The following is a 20,443-nucleotide window of genomic DNA, read 5'->3' as shown; positions in this document are numbered from 1 at the left end:
GGCTGGTTTCGCCAGCGCACGGTGACCAGCGCGTCCTTGTCCGTGCGCACGCTGGCCCGGCGTGTGGTGATGTACTGGTCGGTGTCGCCGGGCAGCAGCGCGAAACCGGGCGTCGCGCCCGCGAGGTAGCCGCCGAGGCAGAAGCCGAGGTAGTGCCCGCCCGCCCTGGTCCAGTCGCGGATGTCACCGGCATAGCGGCGCATGTCCCGCCAGCCGTCGCTCAGCGTGCCGCCGCCCGGCTGGGCGTAGATCGTGGCCGTGTCGAGGGTCTCGCGGGTCAGTGCCAGATCCTCGTCCGGCCCGCAGAATTCGACCCGCAGGGGCGTGGTGGTCGAGCGCAGGAGCGCCGCGACGGCTTCGGCACAGTCCTGGCACGCGGCGGGTCCCCGGTAGACCAGCGCCAGCGGCCGGTCGTCCGGGGTGAACACCGCCACCCCGGCCCAGGTCAGCCCACCGGCGACGACCGCGGCCCCGGCACCGGCGAGCACCGTTCTTCGTCGCACTGTGCTTCCTCCGCGGTAGCCGGTGACCTGGCCTTGCCCACGATATCCACGCGCGCGTCAGCCACGGGTGTGGTCCCGGCCCTCGGCCCTCGACCCGGACGCGGTGGTCCGGCTCGCCCAGAGTCCCTGAAGGCCACCATGACGGCGTCTAACGCCGTCATGGTGGCCTTCAGGGACTCTTAACCCGCGTCGCCGACGGTACGGACGCCGTGAGCGGCTCGGCGTTCGTCAGAGCAGGTGGGCCTTGCGCCAGAGCCCTTCGGAGCGGCCGCCGATGAGTCCGGCGTCGCGCAGGAACGGCACGATCTTCTCGGCCATCCAGCGCCGCGTCTCCTGGAACTCGGGATTGGCGAGCGCGGCTTCGCGGCCTTCGCGCGGTTCGATGCCGACGCTGCGATAGACGCGCGGATCGACGAGGCAGTCGACTACCGCGTAGGAAACGAGCGCGGTGCGCACGCGGTGTCGGCGGAGACCGGCCTTGGTCAGCTTCGGGACCGTGCGCAGGACCTCTTCCTTAGCGAAGCGGACGTGCCGGGCCTCCTCGACGACGTGGATCCGGTTGACCGCGCGGATCAGCGGCTGGATGTCCTCGTCGTCCATCATCGAGCGCTGCAGCCGGTCGGTCGTCTCCTCGGCGACGAGCACGCTCGCGAACATCGAGGGGCCGGAAGCGGTGGCGCCGAACAGTTTCGCCAGCCGGTGCACGATCGGCGGCACCCCGTACCGCGGCACGCCGAGCCGCTCGGCGGCCCTGGCGAACATGATCGAGTGCCGCGTTTCGTCGCCGATCTCGGTGAGCGTGTACTGCGCGTGCTCGGTGCGCGCGTCGAGGTCGAACACGTACCGCGACAGCATGTGCATGAGCACGATCTCGAACCACAGCCCGACGCTCATGATGCTGGCGATCTCGTGCTTGGACAGCTCGATGCGCTGCTCCGGCGTGAGCCCGTCCCAGAGCGCGGTGCCATACAGCGAAACCCGCTCGAGGGGCATGTACGCCTTGCCCTCGGCCAGCGGCGCGGCCCAGTCGATGTCGAGGTACGGGTCGTACGAGTTCTTCGCCGAGCTCTTGAGCAGGCGCGCCGCGGTGACGTCCCGGCCCTGGGGTGGTGTTTCGACCGTCATGGCGGCGCCTCCGCGTCGATGAGGTAAGTGGTACGCGATGTACTGGGTACTTTGGCAGCGTACACCCGGAGGGCCGCCTTGAGTAGGCTGAACCTCATGGCAGCATCGACCGGCACCCGCGTCGACGGCAGGGCGGCGCGCTGGGCGGGTCAGCAGGCCCGCCGCCGGGCCGAGTTCGTCGAAGCCGCGCTGGTGGCGATCACCCGGCACGGGCCCGGGGTGTCGACCGAACAGATCGCCGAACAGGCCGGGGTCGCGCGAACGGGGCTCTACAAGCACTTCGCCGACGCGGGGGACCTGCAGCGCGCGATCGCGCAGCGCGCCGCCGAACTGGTGACGGCCGAGCTCGAGCCGGTGTGGCATCCCACGGAGGGCTCGCCCCGCGAAATGATCGTGGCGGCGATCGGGACGCATCTGCGCTGGCTCACCGAGCACACCGAACTGCACCGCTACCTGGTGCGCAACGCGCTCACCCCGCCGCTGGGCGACTCCGCCATCGACGTCAAGGCGGCCATCGGCCAGCACCTGAGCCGCCTGTTCACCGGCTGGCTCGGCGGCTTCGGGCTCGATCCCGCCCCGGCGGACACCGTCGCGTTCGGCTTGGTCGGCTACGTCGAGTCCGCCACGACGCGCTGGCTCGACCACCCCGGTTCGCTGAGCCTGGAGGAGTTCACCGCCCAGCTGACCGGCACCATCTGGGCGATGCTCGACCACACCCTGCGCATGGGGGGCGTCGTGCTCGACCCCGATCAGCCGCTGCCGCTCCCGCCGGGTGCCGAGCACTGAACGGAAGGCGTTTCAGGCCCCCGGTTCGTCCTCGCGCGGGAATTCGGCCCGGACGCCGAGCAGCCGGACCGGGCGGTTCAGCTCGAACAGCGCCAGTACCCGCAGTGCCGCCTGCTCGATGTCTGCGGCGGCGCCGGTCGGGGCGTCGAGTGTGACGCTGCGGGTGTGCGTGTCGAACGGCACGAAGCGCACCTTCACCGCCACCCGCGCCGCGGGCCTGCCCTCGGTCTCGACATCTTCGGCCACGCGAAGCGCGAGCACGCGCACGGCCGCGGCCATTTCGCCAGGGTCGGTCAGGTCCTGCTGGAACGTCGTCTCCCGGCCGTGGGACCGCGGCACGTACGGCGTCGCCGTGACGTCGCGATCACCCGCACCGCCGGCGAGCAGCCGGTACCACGGGCCGAGCGTCGGCCCGAATTTCGCCGCGAGCTCCCCGGGATCCGCGGCCGCGAGCTCGTCGACCGTGGCAAGGCCCGCCGCGGCGAGCTTCTTCGCGGTCTTGCGGCCGATGCCCCAGAGCGCGTCCGTCGGCCGCCCGGACATCACGGCCCACCAGTTTTCCTTGGTCAGCCGAAAGATCCCGGCCGGTTTGGCGAACCCGGTCGCCAGTTTGGCGCGCAGCTTGTTGTCGCCGATGCCGACGGAACACGAGAGCCCGGTTTCCGCGTCCACCGCGCGCCGGAGGTCCGCGGCGAGTGCCTCCGGGGCATCGGTGGTGACGCCAAGGAACGCCTCGTCCCAGCCGAGGACCTGCACCACGATCGGGAACTCCCGCAGCGTCGCCATGACCCGCTCCGAGACCGCGTCGTAGGCCGGGGCGTCGACCGGCAGGAAGACGGCGTCCGGGCAGCGCTTCGCGGCCAGCCGCAGCGACATGCCCGAGTCGATGCCGAACTCGCGCGCCTCGTAGGAAGCGGTGGACACGACCGCCCGTTCGCCGGGATCCCCCGTGCCGCCCACGATCACCGGGCGCCCGCGCAGCTCGGGCCGCCTGCCGACCTCGACCGCGGCGATGAACTGGTCGAGATCCACGTGCAGCACCCATTCCGTGGCGGCCATGGCTACTGGCTTTTCGCCACCCGGTCGCGAAGCTGCTGCTCGGCCTCCTGCAGCTCGGGGGTGAAGTCGTCGCCGAAGTCCTCCGGGCCGAGCACCTTGCGCACCTCGAGCAGGGTCTCGCCGGTGGCGGGCGCCGGGCAGCGCTTCGCCCAGTCGAGTGCCTCCTGCAGCGAGGTGGCCCGGATCATCCAGAACCCGCCGATCAGCTCCTTGGCCTCGGCGAACGGGCCGTCGGTCACGGTGGTCCCGGCCGCTGAAAGGCTGACGCGCGCTCCCTGGGCGCTTCGCTGCAGACCCTCGCCCGCGACCAGCACACCGGCGTCGGCGAGCTCCTCGTTGTAGGCGGCCATCGCGGTGAACTCCGCTTCGGTGGGGTGCTCGCCCGCCTCGGACCGGGCGTTGGACTTGATCAGGATCATGAAGCGCATGACGGGTCTCCTCGTGTTCCGTGTCAGGTCGGAGACTACTGACAGGCGGAGCACGAGGCGCGCGAAACAGTGCTTACCAAGGACGGCTGAGGTGCCTCAACGCGTGAAGCCACACCGCGAGCGCGCAGGCGAGCACCCCGCTGAGAGTGAGCGCCGGGCCGGCGGTGATCAGGCCGAGCACGAACAGGAGGGCGGCCAGTATGTCGAAGCAGATGAGGAGGAGACGGCGGCCCATCGGGCGCCGCGCCGGTTTGCCGGTCGTCAGCACGGCGGCCAGTGCCGGATCCGTGGCTTCGAACCACTGCTCGATCTTGTCCAGCTCACGACGGTCGTAATGACTGAGCATCGGGATCTCCTTCGGAGGCCGCTCCGGCACGGCTGACATCGGGAAGTACCCAGGGGCCGGGCAAGTCATGCACCGATTTCACAATTCACCCGCTAAGAGTGCCGGTACTGGCACTCCCAGGTCAGGCCGTGTCCCCGGAGAAGTGACGAAGCAGTTCCCCGAGCGGCTTGTCCTCGAACGACGACAGCGTGAGGTCGGCGTGGCTGAGGTCGAGTGCCACGGTGATGGCGTTGGGGACCGCGACGCAGCGGAGCCCGGCGGCCTTGGCCGCGCTGACCCCGTGGGGTGAGTCCTCGAACGCGAGGGCCTGAGCGGCGGTGACCCCGAGTGCGTCCAGCGCGGCCAGGTAGAGGTCCGGGCGGGGCTTCGCCGGGTGGAGGTCGCCGGTGAGCACCGCGGCGAACCGGTCGGTGAGGCCCTGCTGCCGGAGGTGCGTGGACACCCAGCCCCCGGTCGAACTCGACGCCACGGCCAGCGTCAGGCCGAGGTCGGCCGCGGCGTCCAGGTAGTCCAGCACGCCGGGACGGGGTCCCTCGTTCTCCAGGAGGGCGCCGATGCGGGCGCGCAGCACGAGCCGGAACTCCTCCAGTTCCAGGCCGCCAGCGTGGTTCCGCAACAGGGGGAACATCGTCGTCGCGGTGTGCTGGGTGCCGATCACGGTGTGCCACACGTCGAGCGGGAACTCGGTCCCGTGCTCGGCGAAGGCCTCCTGCCAGGCGAGCAGCACCGCGGCTTCAGTGTCCACCAGGAGTCCGTCGAAGTCGAAGATCAGGGCGCGAGTGGTCACCTCGCGACCCTAGCGGCGGTCAGTCGCACTGATCGGCCGGGCCGGACAAGTGTATAACGGTCTATACGGCGGGGGTCTCGTGTCCGATCTGGATTCCGGCACGGTCTGCTTGACGGTCCGGCAGAACGAAAACGCACGGACGTCGAATGTCTAGTGTGGACGGACGCGTCGTGCCGGAGCTGGTGGGACCTGTTTCGCGGCCACGACGGAACTCAGCGCGATGGTGCTCGGACCTCGCGAGGTGTCGACGACGCACTCGTCCGGATCGCAGGCGCGCAGCGGCCCGAGCGCGTCGGTGAAGCCGCCCTCGACGCGGTACCGGACGACGACGCGGGTGCCGAGGGGGAGTGTGGTGAGGACGTCTGCCGGGGTCATCCGCGGTCGAGCCGGGCGGTGAGTTCCTCGTCGGACGGCTCGACCAGATGGCCGCCGTCCGGCCAGACCAGGGTGGGGATCCGCCTCGGCCCGCCCTGCAGGTCCCGTACCGCGGCCTCGGCCGCCGGGTCCTGCTCGACGTCGATGTAGGCGTACTCGACGCCGGTGCTGTCCAGTAGTGCGCGGCTGCGGCGCACGTCTGGGCACCAGCTCGCACCGTAGACGGTGAGCCGGTCGACGGCGGGCACGCTCATGGGACTACCTCCAGGAAGAAAACAGTGGTCACGCTCAGTATGCCGCAGCCCCCAGGTGGCTGTAGACAGTCACGGTGGCGTACGGCGTTCGTGAAAATCCGCGTCGAGACAACCAGGAATCGTGTTGCCGAGCTGGGCGCGGAAAGACGTTCGGCGTGATCATTCTTGACCAGCGCAATCGCGGCTTGGCAGGTTTGTTTCTTCGAGCTCGGAGACCGGGTGAACGCTTGGCGAATGGTCGCGCACTTTCAGTGGAAGCGCGGTTCGGGGAAGTGCCGTCACCCGGGTGGCGGGTGTTCGACAGCTGCTCATCTGTTGAGGTGTCGGGGCTGTTAGCGCCACCGAACAGGTGATAGTAACGATCTCCCGTCGAACATCTGCTCGGTCTCTTGTGTGATCCAACACACACCCCTACCGTGGAGTCGGTTCCTCCAACTGCCTCACTGCCCACCACCTGAGGAAGTGACCTCGATGTCGTGGTCCTCGGAGAGCGCTGATTCCGTCGGCGCTCTTTTCGAACGTCGCGTGGCGCCTATGGGCGATCTCGCGGACCAGGCGGACGAGGTGGCCCGAGCGTGTCACGCGATGGCGGTGCGTTTCCACGAAGGCGGCAAGCTGATCGTGTTCGGCAACGGCGGGCCCAGCACGGACGCGCAGCACGTGGCCGTGGAGTTCGTCCATCCGGTGATCGTCGGCAAACGCGCGTTGCCCGCCCTTTCGCTGACCGCCGACGTCGCGACGCTGACCGGGATCGCGAACCGGGCCGGGCTGGCCGAGGTGTTCGCCCATCAGCTCCGCGTTCTCGCCGAACCGGTGGACATCGCACTCGGCATCTCCACCGACGGCGACTGTGAGAACGTGCTGCGCGGGCTGGAAGTCGCCAGGGCGTCGGGCCTGCTCACCGTCGCGCTGGTCGGCGGGGACGGCGGGCGGATCGCCGGTTCGGCTGCCGCCGACCATCTGCTCGTCGCACGTTCGAGTGACCCTCGTGTGGTGAAGGAAGTCCATGTGACGGCCTACCACGTGCTGTGGGAGCTGGTGCATGTCTTCTTCGAAAATCCGGGCGTCCTGACCCCGGAGGTGGCGTGATGAGCGCCGGTGAGGCCGACAGAGAGCCTGTCCCCGTCTGTCACGACGGGGTGTGCATTACCTGCTCGGACACCGCGGTCGAAGTGACCGTGGTCGAACTCCTCGATCAGGAGTTCGCTGTCGTGGACACCGGGTCGACCACCGAAGAGGTCAGCGTCGCGCTGGTCTCGGCCGCGGTCGGGGACCACTTGCTGGTTCATGCCGGTGAAGCCATAGCGCGTCTGGAGATTCCCTCCCAGTAAGGGAAGTGAATGCCATGACACGGGAGCGCAGCCCCGTGGGCGCCAGTGGGCTGGAGGAACTCTATCCGTTCCTGTATTCCGGCCCGCAGGATGTCGACGCTGTCCTCGACATGGTCCGTCAGTCCACTGTGGATAAGGTGCGCGAGATCGTGGAACTGCGCGCCGCGGTGCTGGAAGCCGATGGCGAACGGCTTTGTACGTGCGCGGCGGAGATGGCTCGTTCGTTTGCCAGGGGTGGACGGCTGCTGGCCTTCGGCAACGGCGGGAGCTCCACCGACGCGCAGGACCTGGCGAGCCTGTTCCTCAGCCCGGCGGGCGACGCCCGGCCATTGCCCGCTTTCGGGCTGACGAACGACATCGCCGTGGTCACGGCCCTGTCCAACGACGTCGGCTTCGACGTGGTGTTCGCCCGCCAGGTGGCCGCTTTCGGCAGGCGGGGTGACGTCGCGGTCGGGCTGTCCACGAGCGGGAACTCCGCGAATCTGTTACGCGCCTTCGATGAGGCCGCCCGTCGCGGCATGGTCACCGTCGGCATCGCTGGTTACGACGGCGGGAAGATGGCGGAACTGGACACGATCGACTACCTGTTCGTCGTCCCTTCGCCTTCGGTGCACCGCGTTCAGGAAGCACAGACGACTCTGTATCACGCGCTGTGGGAACTCACTGTCAGCGCGCTCGACGAACTCGAGGGTGAACTACCGTGACAACAGCTTCGGAAGCCAAACACTCGCAGCCGACCGACGAAGTGAAGCCCATCCATCTGCTCTGGATCAACGCGGGTCTGTCCTGCGACGGGGATTCCGTCGCACTGACGGCCGCGACCCAGCCCAGTATCGAGGAAATAGTTCTCGGGGCTTTACCCGGCTTGCCCAAGATCCAGGTCCACTGGCCGCTGATCGATTTCGAATGCGGCCCGGAGCAGGGCGCCGACACGTTCATCGAATGGTTCCACAAGGCCGACCGCGGTGAGCTCGAACCATTCGTGCTCGTCATCGAGGGGTCGATCCCGAACGAGTCCATCAAGCAGGAGGGCTACTGGTCCGGGTTCGGCAACAACCCCGAGACCGGCCAGCCGATGACCACCAGCGAATGGCTGGACCGCCTGACGCCCAAGGCACTCGCCGTGGTGGCGGCCGGGACCTGCGCGGCCTACGGCGGTATTCACGCGATGGAGGGCAACCCGACCGGGGCGATGGGCGTCCCCGACTACCTCGGCTGGGACTGGAAGTCCAAGGCGGGCATCCCGATCGTCTGTATCCCCGGCTGTCCCACGCATCCGGACAACTTCTCCGAGACACTGACCTACCTGCTCTACCAGGCGTCCGGCCAGGCACCGATGATCCCGCTCGACGACAACCTCCGGCCGCAATGGCTCTTCGGCGCCACTGTGCACGAAGGCTGCGACCGTGCGGGCTATTACGAGCAAGGCCAGTTCGCCGACACCTATGACTCGCCGAAGTGCCTGGTCAAGCTGGGTTGCTGGGGTCCGGTAGTGAAGTGCAACGTGCCCAAGCGCGGCTGGATCAACGGCGTCGGCGGCTGCCCGAACGTCGGCGGGATCTGCATCGGCTGCACGATGCCCGGTTTCCCGGACAAGTTCATGCCGTTCATGGACGAGCCGCCGGGCGCGCACATCTCGTCGATGGCCAGCGGTGCGTACGGCTCGGTCATCCGGCGGCTGCGCAAGTACACCGAGAAGAAGGCAGACAAGGAGCCCAAGTGGCGTCACACGGGCACGAAGCTCGACACCGGTTACCGCTCGACGTGGCGTTGAAAGGGATCTGAACGATGGCGACGAAAGAGCAGCGCACGAGCGGTCACTCCAGCAAGTCGGACCTGGTGGAGATGAACTGGGACCCGATCACCCGCATCGTCGGGAGTCTCGGGATCTACACGAAGATCGACTGGGCACAGAAGCGCGTCGTGGAGTGCCACAGCACTTCGTCGGTCTTCCGCGGCTACAGCATCTTCATGAAGGGCAAGGATCCACGCGACGCGCACTTCATCACCAGCCGGATCTGCGGGATCTGCGGCGACAACCACGCCACTTGCTCGGTCTACAACCAGAACATGGCCTACGGCGTCCGCCCGCCGCATCTTGGCGAGTGGATCATCAACCTCGGCGAGTCCGCCGAGTACATGTTCGACCACAACATCTTCCAGGAGAACCTGGTCGGGGTCGACTACTGCGAGAGGATGGTCGCCGAGACCAACCCCGGCGTGCTGGAACTGGCCAACCGCACCGAATCCCCGCACGCGGAGCAGCACGGATACAAGTTCATCGGCGACATCATGCGGTCTCTCAACCCGCTCGAAGGCGAGTTCTACCGGGAAGCGCTGCAAGTCAGCCGCTCGACCCGCGAGATGTTCTGCCTGATGGAAGGCCGCCACGTCCATCCGTCCACTTTGTACCCGGGCGGCGTGGGCACGGTGGCCACCGTGCAGCTGTTCACGGACTACCTGTCCCGGCTGATGCGCTACGTCGAGTTCATGAAGCGCTGCCTGCCGATGCACGACGACCTGTTCGACTTCTTCTACGAAGCCATTCCCGGCTACGAAGAGGTCGGCCGACGGCGGATCCTGCTCGGCTGCTGGGGGAGCCTCAACGACCCCGAGCACTGCGACTTCACCTACGAGAACATGGAGGCCTGGGGCCGCAAGATGTTCGTCACGCCGGGTGTCGTGGTCGACGGCAAGCTCGTCACCACCAGCCTGGTCGACATCAACCTCGGCATCCGAATCCTGCTCGGCAGTTCGTACTACGAGGACTGGGAGGGCATGGACAAGTTCGTCACCAACGACCCGCTCGGCAACCCCGTCGACTCGCGGCACCCGTGGAACCAGCACACGATCCCGCGGCCGCAGAAACGGGACTTCGACGACAAGTACTCGTGGACGATGTCACCGCGCTGGTTCGACGGCAAGGACCACCTCGCGCTCGACACCGGCGGCGGCCCGATCGCGCGCCTGTGGACGACGGCGCTGGCCGGGCTGGTGAACACCGACTACGTCAAGTCCACCGGGCACAGCGTGGTGATCAACCTGCCGCGGACAGCGCTCAAGCCCGAGGTCACCTTCGAGTGGAAGATCCCGAAGTGGAGCAACGCGCTGGAGCGCAACCGCGCCAGGACGTACTTCCAGGCGTACTCGGCCGCGATCGCGCTGCACTTCGCGGAGAAGGCCATGGCCGAGATCCGGCACGGCAACACGAAGACGTGGGAGAAGTTCAAGGTCCCGGACGAGAGCGTCAGCTGCGGGTTCACCGAGGCCGTGCGTGGCGTGCTGTCACATCACATGGTGGTCAAGGGCGGCAAGATCGCGAACTACCACCCGTATCCGCCGACGCCGTGGAACGGCAGTGTGCGTGACTCGTTCGGCACGCCGGGCCCGTACGAGGACGCGGTGCAGAACACGCCGATCTTCGAGGAGAACACCCAGGACAACTTCAAGGGCATCGACATCATGCGCGCGGTCCGCAGCTTCGACCCGTGCCTGCCCTGCGGCGTGCACATGTACACCGGGAACGGGAAGGTGCTGGAGAAGATGCACACGCCGCACGCCTTCACGAGCGAGATCTAGGTCATGGACGGGCCCGACGTCGGAGAAGTGGGCGAACACATCGAGCATCTCCTTGGCGAACTGGCCGCGGTGGCCGAACCCGGAGTCGTCGAGAAGGCCGAGGATCTCGTCCATCTGCTGCTCGAGTTCTACGGCGCCGGGCTGACCCGGGTCGTCGACCTCCTGCGGGAGGCCGAGGGCGGCGAGCGGATCCTCGGCCTGCTCACCGAGGACCAGCACGTCAAAGGCCTGCTGATCCTGCACGACCTGCACCCCAAGAGCACCCTCGAACGCGTCACCGAGGCACTCGACAAGGTGCGGCCGTACCTGGGCTCGCACGCGGGTGACGTCGACCTGGTCGGGGTCGACGACCAGGGTGTGCTGCGGCTGCAGCTCAAGGGCACCTGCGACGGCTGCCCGTCCTCGACGGTGACCGTGAAGTACGCCATCGAGAAGGCCATCCACGACGCGGCCCCGGAGATCAGCGACATCGACGTCGCCGGGGTCGTCGAGGAGAAGGTCGAGGTCGGCCCGGGTGGGCGGCCGTTGTTGCCGTTGCAGGCGCTGGAGTGTCCCGTGCCGGAGTCCGCATGAGCAGCGGGCTGCAGCGCTTCCTCAGGCCCGCCCCGCGTCCCCAGCCGGGGGAGCGGTGCGAGATGTGCACCGAGCCGGTCGGTGAGGAGCACGGGCACGTGATCGACCTGGAGTCCCGGGCGATCATGTGCTCCTGCCGCGGCTGCTACCTGCTGTTCACCCACGGCGGCGCGGGCGGGAAGCGGCACCGCGCGGTGCCGCAGCGGTTCCTGCACGCGCCGGTGTTCAGCCTCGGTGAGGCGGTGTGGGAGACGGTCGGCATCCCGGTGCGGATGGCGTTCCTGTTCCGCAATTCGGTGCTCGACAGCACGGTCGCGTTCTATCCGAGTCCGGCGGGCGCGACGGAGTCGTTGCTGCCGATGGGCGCGTGGGAGGACATGCTGGCCACGAACGAGCAGTTCGCGACCGTGTCGCCCGACGTCGAGGCGTTGCTGCTCAACAAACTCGAAAACAGTTTCGAGTGCTTCCTGGTGCCCATCGACGTCTGCTACGAGCTGGTGGGGCTGGTCCGCCTGCACTGGCGCGGGTTCGACGGCGGCACCGAGGCGTGGCAGGCCATCGACGGGTTCTTCGACGGCCTGCGGGAGCGCAGTGAGGTCGTGTCCGATGGCTGAGCTGGCTTTCGACTGCGTCGACGTCCAGCCGCTGCGGTACGGCATCGGGCCGACGCTGGTGTTCAAGCTCCGGATCACCGAGCTGTCCGGGCAGCCCATCCACGCGATGGTCCTGCGCGTCCAGTTCCGGATCGAGCCGCAACGCCGTCGGTACGGACCGGGCGAGTCGGAGCTGCTGGAGCACCTGTTCGGCGAGCCGTCGCGCTGGGCGGACACGCTCAAGCCGTTCCAGTTCGCCACGGTTTCGGTGATGGTGCCGGGTTTCACCGGCGCGACCGAGGTCGACGTCGAGGTGCCGTGCAGTTACGACCTGGAGGTGGCGGCGGGCAAGTACCTCCACGCGCTCGAAGACGGCGTCGTGCCGATGGTCCTGCTGTTCAGCGGGACCGTGTTCGGCAAGGGCGGTGAGGGGTTCTGGGTCGAGCCGGTGCCGTGGCACATGGAGGCCGAGTACCGGATGCCGATCGAGGTCTGGGACGCCATGATGGAGCTCTACTTCCCGCAGGCGACGTGGATCAAGCTGGATCGCGAGACGCTCGACGCGCTCCTGAAGTTCAAGGCGCGCAACGCCATCCCGACCTGGGACGCGGCCATGACCCAGCTGCTCTCCGGGGTGGTCGCGCCATGACCGGCGTGCTGGAACAGGCGAAGGCCGTCGGCGACGCGGTGTTGTACGAGGGCTATCTGCTCTACCCGTATCGCGCGTCGGCGGGGAAGAACAAGGTGCGCTGGCAGTGGGGCGTGCTGATGCCGCCGTCCTTCGCTTCGGAGGACAGAGGCGAGTATGGCTCGTCGCACACCGAGTGCCTGCTGGAACCGCGGTCGCACACGCGCCTGCACGTCAAGCTGCGTTTCCTGCAGGCCCAGGCGCGGCTGGTGCACGACGGTGAACGGCCGGTCGACTCACTGACGATCGGGGACACCGAGTACACGACCTGGGACGAGGCGATCGAGCGCGAGATCGACGTCGTCCTCCCCGCAGCCGAGCTGCTGGCACAACCGGTCGAGACGCCGTTCACCATCCCCGGCGGCGAGGAGACCGAGGACCTCGGCGGTGGGGCTCGGCTGGTGCGGCGCACCCAGGAGCTCACCGGCGTGCTGGTCATCCGGCTGGAGTCGCTGGACGGTCCGTTCGGTGGGGTGCGGCTGCGGCTCGACCTGCGCAACACCAGTTCGTGGTCGGTAGTGGAGCCGACTCGCGAGCAGGCGCTGCACCACGCGCTGCTGGCCGCCCACCTGGTGCTTTCGGTCGACTCCGGGCACTTCCTGTCGATGCTCGAACCGCCGGAGTGGGCGAAACCCGCCGTCGAGGCGTGCGTCAACGAGCGGGTCTGGCCGGTGCTGATCGGGGACAACGAGCGCAGCCCGGCGATCCTCGCGTCGCCGATCATCCTCTACGACAACCCGGCCATCGCCGCCGAGAGCCAGGGCGACCTGTTCGACGGCACCGAGATCGACGAGATCCTCACCCTGCGCACGATGACGCTGACCGACGAGGAGAAACGACAGGCCAGGGCCACCGACCCACGGGCACGGGAGATCGTCGACCGGGTCGACGCGATGCCGCAGGAGCTACTGGACCGCCTCCACGGCACCGTCCGGTACCTGCGGTCCGTCACCGCCAAGTCCACGGTCCCGGTGCTCTCTGAGGCCACAGCCGAGGCCGACGACGAGGCCGCGCTCGCCGCGTTGATGGCCCCGGACGTGCCCTGGTGGGACCCGGCCGCCGACGCGTCGGTGTCACCCGAGACCGACAGCGTGGTCGTCGCCGGGATCACCGTGGCGGCCGGCTCGCAGGTGATCCTGCGGCCGGGACTGCGGCGTTCGGACGCGCAGGACATGTTCCTCGCGGGCCGGATCGCCACCGTGCGCGCGGTGTTGTCCGATGTGGACGGTGACACGCACATCGCGGTCACCGTCGACGACGACCCGGCGGCCGATCTGCAGAACACGCACGGCCGGTTCCGGTATTTCTCCCCGGACGAGATCGAACCCTTGGAGGCGACGTGACAAGACCACGCGTGCTGGTGGCGGGCATCGGCAACATCTTCCTTGGCGACGACGGCTTCGGCGTCGAGGTGATCAAGGAACTCGAGGGCACGGAGCTGCCGGAGTGGGTGCAGATCGCCGATTACGGCATCAGCGGCATGCACCTGGCCTACGACCTGCTTGGCGGCTACGACACGACGATCCTCATCGACGCGACCCCCCGCGGCGAGGCGCCGGGGACGGTGTACCTCATCGAGGCGGACACCGAAGAGCTTTCGGCGGGCTCCGCGGTGGACGCGCATGGGATGCAGCCGGAGGCCGTGTTCCAGCTGCTTCGCATGCTCGGCGGGGATGCCGGGCGGGTGCTCGTCGTCGGCTGCGAACCGGCGAACCTGGACAGCGGGATCGGGTTGAGCGCGGCGGTCGAGGCCGCCGTGCCCGAGGCCGTCCGTGTCGTCACCGAGCTGGCGTGGGGGACCAGCCCGCATCTTTCCGAGAAGAAGGAAAAAACGGAGGTCTGAGATGTTCAAACGCCTGCTGGTGCTGGCGCTGCTGCTCGGGGGAGCGGTATGGCTGGCCAAGCAGATCGAGCCCGATGTCAAGCGGTATCTGGAAATAAGCCGGATGTAGGGAGTCGGTATGTGCCTAGGGATTCCGGGCGAGATCATCGAGATCATCGAGGATCGGCCCGACCTGGCCAAGGTCGCGGTGAGCGGCGTCAAACGGACCATCAACATCGGGCTGCTCGACGAGGATCCGCCGAAACCCGGTGACTGGATCCTCATCCACGTCGGCTTCGCACTGTCCAAAATAGACGAGGAAGAGGCGAAGGCGGCGATGGACTTCCTGGAGAGCATCGGGAAGGCCTATGAGGACGAGATGGCCGCGCTCCTGGAATCCCGGATCGAGTAGGAGTCCCATGCGTTTCGTCGACGAGTTCCGTGACGCGGAGAAAGCCCGCGCGCTGTCCGCGAAGATCACCGGCCTGTGCGAGCCCGGCAGGCAGTACAAGTTCATGGAGGTCTGCGGCGGGCACACGCACACGATCTACAAACACGGGCTCGAGGACTACCTGCCCGAGAGCATCACGCTGGTGCACGGCCCAGGCTGCCCGGTCTGTGTGATCCCGATGGGCCGCGTCGACGACGCCATCCACATCGCGCGCCAGCCCGGCGTGCTGATGACCTCGTTCGGCGACATGATGCGCGTGCCGGGCTCGGGCGGGAACTTCTTCGACTCCAACGCCGAGGGCACCAACATCCGGATGGTCTACTCCCCGCTGGACTCGCTGAAGATCGCCCGGCAGAACCCGGACCTGCGGGTGGTGTTCATGGCGATCGGGTTCGAGACGACCACGCCGTCCACCGCGATGACCGTGCTGCGCGCGGCCGCCGAGGGCATCGAGAACTTCTCGATCTTCGCCAACCACGTCACCATCATCCCCGCGATCAAGGCCATCCTCGACTCGCCCGACCTGCGGCTCGACGGGTTCATCGGGCCGGGACACGTGTCCACGGTGATCGGCTGCCGACCGTACGAGTTCATCGCGCGGGACTACCGCAAGCCGGTCGTGGTGGCCGGGTTCGAGCCACTCGACATCCTGCAGTCGATCTACTTGCTGATGCTCCAACTCTCCGAGGATCGATCCGAAGTGGAGAACCAGTACTCGCGGGTCGTGCCGTGGGACGGGAACATGGTCGCGATCCGGGCCATCAACGAGGTCATGGAACTGCGGCCGTACTTCGAGTGGCGCGGGCTCGGGTTCATCTCGCATTCGGCGATGGCCGTGCGGGAGAAGTACGCGCAGTTCGACGCCGAGCGGATCTTCCGCCTGCCCGGCCTGCGGGTCGCGGACCCGAAGGCGTGTCAGTGCGGTGAGGTGCTCAAGGGCGTGCTGAAACCTTGGGAGTGCAAGGTGTTCGGCACCGCGTGCACCCCGGAGACGCCGATCGGGACGTGCATGGTGTCGCCCGAGGGCGCGTGCGCGGCGTACTACAACTTCGGGCGGTTCAGCCGCAAGCGAGTTCGGGAGGCGAGTCGGCATGAGCACGTCGGGAACTGAGCGGCGGTCGCGGATCCCGCTGCCGATGACCACGTCCGAACGCGAGCAGCAGGTGCTCGACCGGATCGACAAGGCTCGGCGGCGTCGCCCGAAAGTCCGTGAGGAGCGGATCACGCTGTCCCACGGCGCGGGCGGCAAAGCCACGCAGACTCTGGTCGAAGCGGTGTTCTTGGACGCCTTCCGCAATCCGCTGCTGGAGCCGCTGGAGGACGCGGCCGAGTTCACCGTGGACGGTGCCACCCTCGCGCTGACCACGGACTCGTTCGTGGTGTCGCCGCTGTTCTTCCCCGGTGGCAACATCGGCGACCTGGCGGTCAACGGCACGGTCAACGACCTGGCGGTGTCGGGCGCGAAACCGCTCTACCTGACCGCCGGGTTCATCCTCGAAGAGGGCTTCCCGATCGAGGACCTGCAGAAGATCGTCGACTCCATGAAGGCGGCGGCCGCGGCGGCGGAGGTCGACATCGTCACCGGCGACACCAAGGTCGTCCAGCGCGGCAAGGCCGACGGCTGCTACATCAACACCGCCGGGATCGGCGCTATCGCGACCCCGGGCCGGCTGGGAATCGCGTCAGCCAAGCCCGGTGACGCGATCCTGGTGTCCGGGGCGATCGGGGACCACGGCATCACGATCATGCTCGCGCGCGGGGAGCTGGACATCGAGGCGGACCTGGAATCCGACACGGCGTCCGTGCACGGCCTCGTCGCGAAGCTGCTGGCCGAGGTGCCCGGCGTCCGGGCGATGCGGGACGCGACGCGCGGGGGAGTGGCGACGATCCTCAACGAGATCGCCAAGGCCGCCGACGTCGCGGTGGTCGTCGACGAGAAGGACGTCCCGGTCCGGACCGAGGTGCGCGGGGCGTCGGAACTGCTCGGCATCGATCCGCTGTACGTGGCCTGCGAGGGCCGGATCGTGGTAGTCGTCGACGGCGCGCAGGCGCAGGACGCGCTGGCGTCGATGCGGGCGCACCCGCTGGGCGCCGACGCCGCGATCATCGGCCGGGTGGCGGACGACCCGCCGGGGCTGGTGCTGCTGAACACGACGTTCGGCGGGACACGGATCGTCGACCTGCTGGTCGGTGACCCGCTGCCGAGGATCTGCTAGCCGTGCACGAGCTGTCGATCACCCAGAGCGTCGTGGACGCGATCGTCGAGCGGATGGACGGCGCGACGGTGAAGAGCGTCCGGCTGGAGATCGGGAAGCTGTCCGGCATCGTCGCGGACTCCGTGCAGTTCTGTTTCGAGGTGCTCTGCGCGGGGACGTCGCTGGAAGGCGCCCGGCTGGAGATCGTCGAGCCGCCGGGCCGGGCGGCCTGCCGGGACTGCCGCGCCGAGTTCGGCGTGGACGACCTGATCCTGCTGTGCCCGTGCGGCAGCGCGAACGTCGAGGTGCTGGCCGGGCGGCAGCTGCGTATCAAATCTGTGGAGGTGGTGTGAATGTGCGCGACCTGCGGGTGCTCGGACGACGCCGGGGTGCGGGTGCTCGAACCCGGCCAGGGGCACGGTCACGGTCATGGCCACGGGCCCGGTGAGCACGTCCATCCGCCGGAGCCGGTGACCCGGACGGTGTTGTTCGAACAGGACGTACTGGCCAAGAACGACTCGCTGGCCGAGCGGAACCGTATCTGGCTGTCCGGGCGCGGGATCGTCGCGGTCAACCTGATGAGCTCGCCGGGCTCCGGCAAGACGACACTGCTGGAGCGGACCGTCCGTGAGCTGGGCGACGAGGTCCCGGTCGCGGTCGTCGAGGGCGACCAGGAAACCCTGCTCGACGCCGAGCGCGTCCACGCCACCGGCACCCCGGTCGTCCAGATCAACACCGGGGCGGGCTGCCACCTCGACGCGGAGATGCTCGCGCGCGGCCTCGAGGTGCTCGATCCGGTGGACGGCTCGGTGCTGTTCATCGAGAACGTGGGCAACCTCGTCTGCCCGGCGCTGTTCGATCTCGGCGAGTCCGCGCGGGTGGTGATCATGTCGGTGACCGAGGGACCGGGCAAGCCGCTGAAGTACCCGCACATGTTCGCCGCGACCGACCTGGTGCTGCTGAACAAGATCGACCTGCTGCCTTACGTCGACTTCGACGTGGACGAGTTCACCCGCGACGCCCGCAGCGTCAACCCCGGGGTCCGCGTTCTCCCGGTCTGCGCCACGCGGGGCGACGGGCTCGCTCCCTGGTACGCGTGGCTCCGGGAGGTCCGCGGCCGCACCTCCGCCCCGGTAACGCCATGAACTCGACGTCGACGGCTACGACGCGTCGGGTCGCTCGTAGCGCATGAGGACGACGCCGTTGCCGAAGGTCTGCGTTCCGGCGAGCCGGAGATGGGTCAGGGTGTCGGTGTCCTCGAACAGGCGCTTGCCGCGGCCGATGAGGACCGGGTGCACGTAGACGTGGTACTCGTCGATCAGGTCGAGGCGGCGGAACGTCGCGGCCAGGTCGGCGCCGCCGACGGACAGGTCCCCGCCCGGACCTGACTTGAGCGCCCGGATCTGCTCGACGTCGACCTCCCGCACGACGGTGGTGTTCCAGTCGGCGTGCTCCACGGTCTTGGAGAACATGATCTTCGGCATGTCCAGCCAGATCCCGGCGAACTCGGCCATCGCTGGAGTGCACTGCGGGTCGGCGCGGGCGGTGGGCCAGACGGCGGCCATGAGCTCATGGGTGATGCGGCCGCTCAGGAACGCGCTCATCGCCTTGAGCTTCTGGTTGAAGTGGCTGTGGACCTCTTCGTCGACCAGATGCCAGTCGATCTCGCGGTCCGGGCCCTCGATGAACCCGTCCAGGGACACCGACATGCCGAGGATGATCTTGCGCATCGCCGCCCCTTCCGAGGTCGTCAGTCGTGACGATAGCCGGGCCCGGCCTCCGGGGTGACCTTCTCGACGGTGATCTCGCCGCCGCAGTGACGGCAGGCCACATAGGCGTCCGCGATCTCGCCGCAGTCGTTGTGCCGCAGGAGCATCGGCGGCCCCTCCGGACCGGCGAGGTACTTGTCGCCCCAGCGCATCAGCACGACGATGGCTGGGAAGAGGTCCCGGCCGGCCTGGGTGAGCCGGTACTCGTGCCGGTCGGGGTCGGTCGCGTAGCGGACGCGGTCCAGCAGGCCGGCCTCGACGAGGAGCTTCAGCCGCGCGGACAGCGTCGGGCGCGGGATGGACAGGTTCCGCGCGAACTCGCTGTAGCGGCGCACGCCGAACAGCGTTTCCCGCAGGATGAGCAGGCTCCACCGCTCGCCGACGATCGCGAGCGCGCGGTTGACCGAGTCCGCCTCGAAGCGGTGCTGGAGATCGTCGCCGGACAGCATCACAGTGCCAGGATGAGCTTGCCGGTGTTCTCCCCGGCGAACAGCTTGAGCAGTGCCTCGGGGAACGCCCCGATCCCGCCGTCGAGCAGGTGCTCACGCGAAACCAGCGAGCCGTCGGCCAGCCAGCCCGCGAGCGCCTTGGTGGCCTCGGGGAACCGGTTCGCGTAGTCGGTGAAGACGAACCCGGTCATCGACGCGCGGTTGACCAGCAGCTGCATGTAGTTCGCCGGTCCGCGCGGCGCGTCCGCGGTGTTGTACTGCGAAACCGCGCCGCTCAGCACGATGCGGGCGCCGCGCGCCAGCCTGCTCAGGACGGCTTCGAGGATCTCGCCGCCGACGTTGTCGAAGAACACGTCGATCCCGTCCGGCGCTTGCTCGCGCAGCTGGGCCCTGAGCTCGCCCGCCTTGTAGTCCACGGCCGCGTCGAAGCCGAGTTCCTCGACCAGGACACGGCATTTCTCGGCGCCACCCGCGATGCCCACCACCCGGCAACCGTGGATCTTCGCGAGCTGCCCGGTGATGCTGCCCACGGAGCCCGCCGCGGCGGACACCACGACCGTCTGGCCGGCTTCCGGCCTGCCGACTTCGAGCAGCCCGAAGTACGCGGTGAGCCCGCCGGTGCCGAGCGTGTTGAGGTACACCGGCGCCGGTGCCAGCGCGGTGTCCACAACGGACACTCCGGTGCCATCGGAGACCGCGTAGGCCTGGACGCCGAACGTGCCGAAAACGGTCTGGCCCACCTCGAACCCGCGGTGGCGTGAGTCGATGACCTCCGCGATGCCGCCCGCCCGCATCACCTCGCCGATCCCGACCGGCGGGACGTAGGAGCGCCCCGGGTTCATCCACGAGCGCATCGCCGGGTCGAGTGACAGGTACTGCACGGCCACCCGGATCTGCCCGTCCCCGGCTTCGGCGGCGGGCTCTTCGGTGTACTGCCAGTCGGCGGCCTTGGGCAGGCCGGACGGACGGGCGGCGAGCCGCCACTGGGCGTTGGTGAGGGTCATGCGGGGGTCTCCTTGACGAGAGCGGAAAGGGCGGTGAGGACGGCGTTCCCGCCGGGGTCTTCGGCGGTGCCGGGTACGAGCCCGACGTGATCCGCACCGGCGCGGTGGTAGTCGTCGATACGGGCGGTGAGCTGCGCGGCCGAACCGATGGCGCACACCTGCGCGATCAGGCTGATGGGGATCGCGCCGGTGAGTTCGGCACGGGACACCCCGGCCCTGGCCCGCGCGACGAGGTCGCCGTGCCCGAGGCGGCTGAACATCTCGCCGTAGCCAGGCGGCTTGAGGTACACCGTGAGCTGCGCGGCGATCTGCCGGAGCGCGGCTTC

The 20,443-nt window shown here is 68.4% G+C and carries 28 protein-coding genes and 1 pseudogene; 17 read left to right on the top strand and 12 right to left on the bottom strand.

Annotated elements, in window-relative coordinates; translation table 11 throughout:
• On the bottom strand, positions 1 to 503 hold a 503-nt coding region (locus QMK34_RS41495; protein ID WP_326420309.1), incomplete at its 3' end, for a BPL-N domain-containing protein.
• Positions 504 to 731: 228 nt separating this feature from the next.
• Complete coding sequence (locus QMK34_RS41490) at positions 732 to 1,628, bottom strand: AurF N-oxygenase family protein (RefSeq protein ID WP_326420308.1); 897 nt, start codon at positions 1,626 to 1,628, stop codon at positions 732 to 734.
• 96 nt (positions 1,629 to 1,724) lie between these two features.
• Between QMK34_RS41490 and QMK34_RS41485 the strand changes: the two genes are divergently transcribed.
• Positions 1,725 to 2,414 (top strand): TetR/AcrR family transcriptional regulator, encoded by a 690-nt coding sequence (locus QMK34_RS41485; RefSeq protein ID WP_326420307.1) that lies wholly within the window; start codon positions 1,725 to 1,727, stop codon positions 2,412 to 2,414.
• Positions 2,415 to 2,426: 12 nt separating this feature from the next.
• On the opposite strand, the gene QMK34_RS41480 is transcribed toward QMK34_RS41485, so the two are convergent.
• The 6 genes from QMK34_RS41480 to QMK34_RS41455 form a co-directional block, all read right to left on the bottom strand.
• Positions 2,427 to 3,473 (bottom strand): DNA polymerase IV, encoded by a 1,047-nt coding sequence (locus QMK34_RS41480; protein ID WP_326420306.1) that lies wholly within the window; start codon positions 3,471 to 3,473, stop codon positions 2,427 to 2,429.
• A gap of 2 nt (positions 3,474 to 3,475) precedes the next feature.
• The gene (locus QMK34_RS41475) at positions 3,476 to 3,901 is read right to left on the bottom strand and encodes a YciI family protein (protein ID WP_326420305.1); all 426 of its coding nucleotides are present in this window, start codon (positions 3,899 to 3,901) and stop codon (positions 3,476 to 3,478) included.
• Between the two features lie 73 nt (positions 3,902 to 3,974).
• Positions 3,975 to 4,247, bottom strand: a complete 273-nt coding sequence (locus QMK34_RS41470; protein WP_326420304.1) for a DUF3040 domain-containing protein — start codon at positions 4,245 to 4,247, stop codon at positions 3,975 to 3,977.
• A 121-nt stretch (positions 4,248 to 4,368) separates the two neighbouring features.
• Entirely contained in the window at positions 4,369 to 5,034 is a 666-nt protein-coding gene (locus tag QMK34_RS41465) for an HAD family hydrolase (RefSeq protein WP_326420303.1), read from the bottom strand.
• 150 nt (positions 5,035 to 5,184) lie between these two features.
• A complete protein-coding gene (locus tag QMK34_RS41460) occupies positions 5,185 to 5,409 on the bottom strand; it encodes a putative acetyltransferase (protein WP_326420302.1) in 225 nt (74 codons plus the stop codon).
• Positions 5,406 to 5,663 (bottom strand): glutaredoxin family protein, encoded by a 258-nt coding sequence (locus QMK34_RS41455; RefSeq protein WP_326420301.1) that lies wholly within the window; start codon positions 5,661 to 5,663, stop codon positions 5,406 to 5,408. The genes QMK34_RS41460 and QMK34_RS41455 overlap by 4 nt, the downstream gene beginning before the upstream one ends.
• A 471-nt stretch (positions 5,664 to 6,134) precedes the next feature.
• Here QMK34_RS41455 and QMK34_RS41450 point away from each other — a divergent pair, with 471 nt between their 5' ends.
• From QMK34_RS41450 to hypB, 16 genes are read left to right on the top strand one after another with little or no spacing between them, the layout of a single operon-like run.
• Positions 6,135 to 6,752 carry a D-sedoheptulose-7-phosphate isomerase gene (locus QMK34_RS41450; protein ID WP_326420300.1) on the top strand — a complete coding sequence of 206 codons (618 nt, stop codon included), beginning with the start codon at positions 6,135 to 6,137 and terminating at the stop codon, positions 6,750 to 6,752.
• Entirely contained in the window at positions 6,752 to 6,994 is a 243-nt protein-coding gene (locus QMK34_RS41445; RefSeq protein ID WP_326420299.1) for a HypC/HybG/HupF family hydrogenase formation chaperone, read from the top strand. The genes QMK34_RS41450 and QMK34_RS41445 overlap by 1 nt, the downstream gene beginning before the upstream one ends.
• Positions 6,995 to 7,008: 14 nt before the next feature.
• Positions 7,009 to 7,698 carry a D-sedoheptulose-7-phosphate isomerase gene (locus tag QMK34_RS41440; protein WP_326420298.1) on the top strand — a complete coding sequence of 230 codons (690 nt, stop codon included), beginning with the start codon at positions 7,009 to 7,011 and terminating at the stop codon, positions 7,696 to 7,698.
• A complete protein-coding gene (locus QMK34_RS41435; protein WP_326420297.1) occupies positions 7,695 to 8,768 on the top strand; it encodes a hydrogenase expression protein HypE in 1,074 nt (357 codons plus the stop codon). Before QMK34_RS41440 ends, QMK34_RS41435 begins: the two co-directional genes overlap by 4 nt.
• A gap of 14 nt (positions 8,769 to 8,782) precedes the next feature.
• Positions 8,783 to 10,573, top strand: coding sequence for a nickel-dependent hydrogenase large subunit (locus tag QMK34_RS41430; RefSeq protein ID WP_326420296.1), 1,791 nt, complete (start codon positions 8,783 to 8,785; stop codon positions 10,571 to 10,573).
• A 3-nt stretch (positions 10,574 to 10,576) separates the two neighbouring features.
• Entirely contained in the window at positions 10,577 to 11,146 is a 570-nt protein-coding gene (locus QMK34_RS41425) for a NifU family protein (protein WP_326420295.1), read from the top strand.
• On the top strand, positions 11,143 to 11,760 hold the full coding sequence (locus QMK34_RS41420) for a DUF5947 family protein (RefSeq protein WP_326420294.1): 618 nt from the start codon (positions 11,143 to 11,145) through the stop codon (positions 11,758 to 11,760). Before QMK34_RS41425 ends, QMK34_RS41420 begins: the two co-directional genes overlap by 4 nt.
• Positions 11,753 to 12,388 carry a DUF6084 family protein gene (locus QMK34_RS41415; RefSeq protein ID WP_326420293.1) on the top strand — a complete coding sequence of 212 codons (636 nt, stop codon included), beginning with the start codon at positions 11,753 to 11,755 and terminating at the stop codon, positions 12,386 to 12,388. Before QMK34_RS41420 ends, QMK34_RS41415 begins: the two co-directional genes overlap by 8 nt.
• Entirely contained in the window at positions 12,385 to 13,770 is a 1,386-nt protein-coding gene (locus QMK34_RS41410; RefSeq protein ID WP_326420292.1) for a hypothetical protein, read from the top strand. Before QMK34_RS41415 ends, QMK34_RS41410 begins: the two co-directional genes overlap by 4 nt.
• Positions 13,767 to 14,270 carry a hydrogenase maturation protease gene (locus QMK34_RS41405; RefSeq protein WP_326420291.1) on the top strand — a complete coding sequence of 168 codons (504 nt, stop codon included), beginning with the start codon at positions 13,767 to 13,769 and terminating at the stop codon, positions 14,268 to 14,270. Before QMK34_RS41410 ends, QMK34_RS41405 begins: the two co-directional genes overlap by 4 nt.
• Before the next feature lies 1 nt (position 14,271).
• Entirely contained in the window at positions 14,272 to 14,379 is a 108-nt protein-coding gene (locus QMK34_RS48145; RefSeq protein ID WP_442785333.1) for a DUF6893 family small protein, read from the top strand.
• Between the two features lie 9 nt (positions 14,380 to 14,388).
• Positions 14,389 to 14,661 carry a HypC/HybG/HupF family hydrogenase formation chaperone gene (locus QMK34_RS41400; RefSeq protein WP_326420290.1) on the top strand — a complete coding sequence of 91 codons (273 nt, stop codon included), beginning with the start codon at positions 14,389 to 14,391 and terminating at the stop codon, positions 14,659 to 14,661.
• A 7-nt stretch (positions 14,662 to 14,668) separates the two neighbouring features.
• A complete protein-coding gene (gene hypD, locus QMK34_RS41395) occupies positions 14,669 to 15,811 on the top strand; it encodes a hydrogenase formation protein HypD (RefSeq protein ID WP_326420289.1) in 1,143 nt (380 codons plus the stop codon).
• Positions 15,812 to 15,836: 25 nt separating this feature from the next.
• Positions 15,837 to 16,916: a hydrogenase expression/formation protein HypE gene (gene hypE, locus QMK34_RS41390; protein WP_326420311.1), complete on the top strand. Its 1,080-nt coding sequence runs from the start codon at positions 15,837 to 15,839 to the stop codon at positions 16,914 to 16,916.
• A gap of 2 nt (positions 16,917 to 16,918) precedes the next feature.
• Positions 16,919 to 17,248 (top strand): hydrogenase maturation nickel metallochaperone HypA, encoded by a 330-nt coding sequence (gene hypA / locus QMK34_RS41385; RefSeq protein WP_326420288.1) that lies wholly within the window; start codon positions 16,919 to 16,921, stop codon positions 17,246 to 17,248.
• A complete protein-coding gene (gene hypB / locus QMK34_RS41380) occupies positions 17,249 to 18,040 on the top strand; it encodes a hydrogenase nickel incorporation protein HypB (RefSeq protein ID WP_326420287.1) in 792 nt (263 codons plus the stop codon).
• A gap of 15 nt (positions 18,041 to 18,055) precedes the next feature.
• Here hypB and QMK34_RS41375 read toward each other — a convergent pair whose 3' ends face one another.
• From QMK34_RS41375 to QMK34_RS41360, 4 genes and pseudogenes are all read right to left on the bottom strand, one after another.
• Entirely contained in the window at positions 18,056 to 18,625 is a 570-nt protein-coding gene (locus QMK34_RS41375; RefSeq protein ID WP_326420286.1) for a dihydrofolate reductase family protein, read from the bottom strand.
• Between the two features lie 20 nt (positions 18,626 to 18,645).
• Positions 18,646 to 19,113: a winged helix-turn-helix transcriptional regulator gene (locus QMK34_RS41370; RefSeq protein ID WP_326420310.1), complete on the bottom strand. Its 468-nt coding sequence runs from the start codon at positions 19,111 to 19,113 to the stop codon at positions 18,646 to 18,648.
• Entirely contained in the window at positions 19,113 to 20,117 is a 1,005-nt protein-coding gene (locus tag QMK34_RS41365) for an NADP-dependent oxidoreductase (protein ID WP_326420285.1), read from the bottom strand. Before QMK34_RS41365 ends, QMK34_RS41370 begins: the two co-directional genes overlap by 1 nt.
• Positions 20,114 to 20,443, bottom strand: a pseudogene (locus tag QMK34_RS41360) (LLM class F420-dependent oxidoreductase); the annotation flags it as partial. The gene QMK34_RS41365 and the pseudogene QMK34_RS41360, both read right to left, overlap by 4 nt.

The sequence above is a fragment of the Amycolatopsis sp. H20-H5 genome (assembly GCF_035828755.1).
Classification (GTDB): Bacteria; Actinomycetota; Actinomycetes; order Mycobacteriales; family Pseudonocardiaceae; genus Amycolatopsis.
This window is presented reverse-complemented; position numbering and strand designations above follow the sequence as displayed.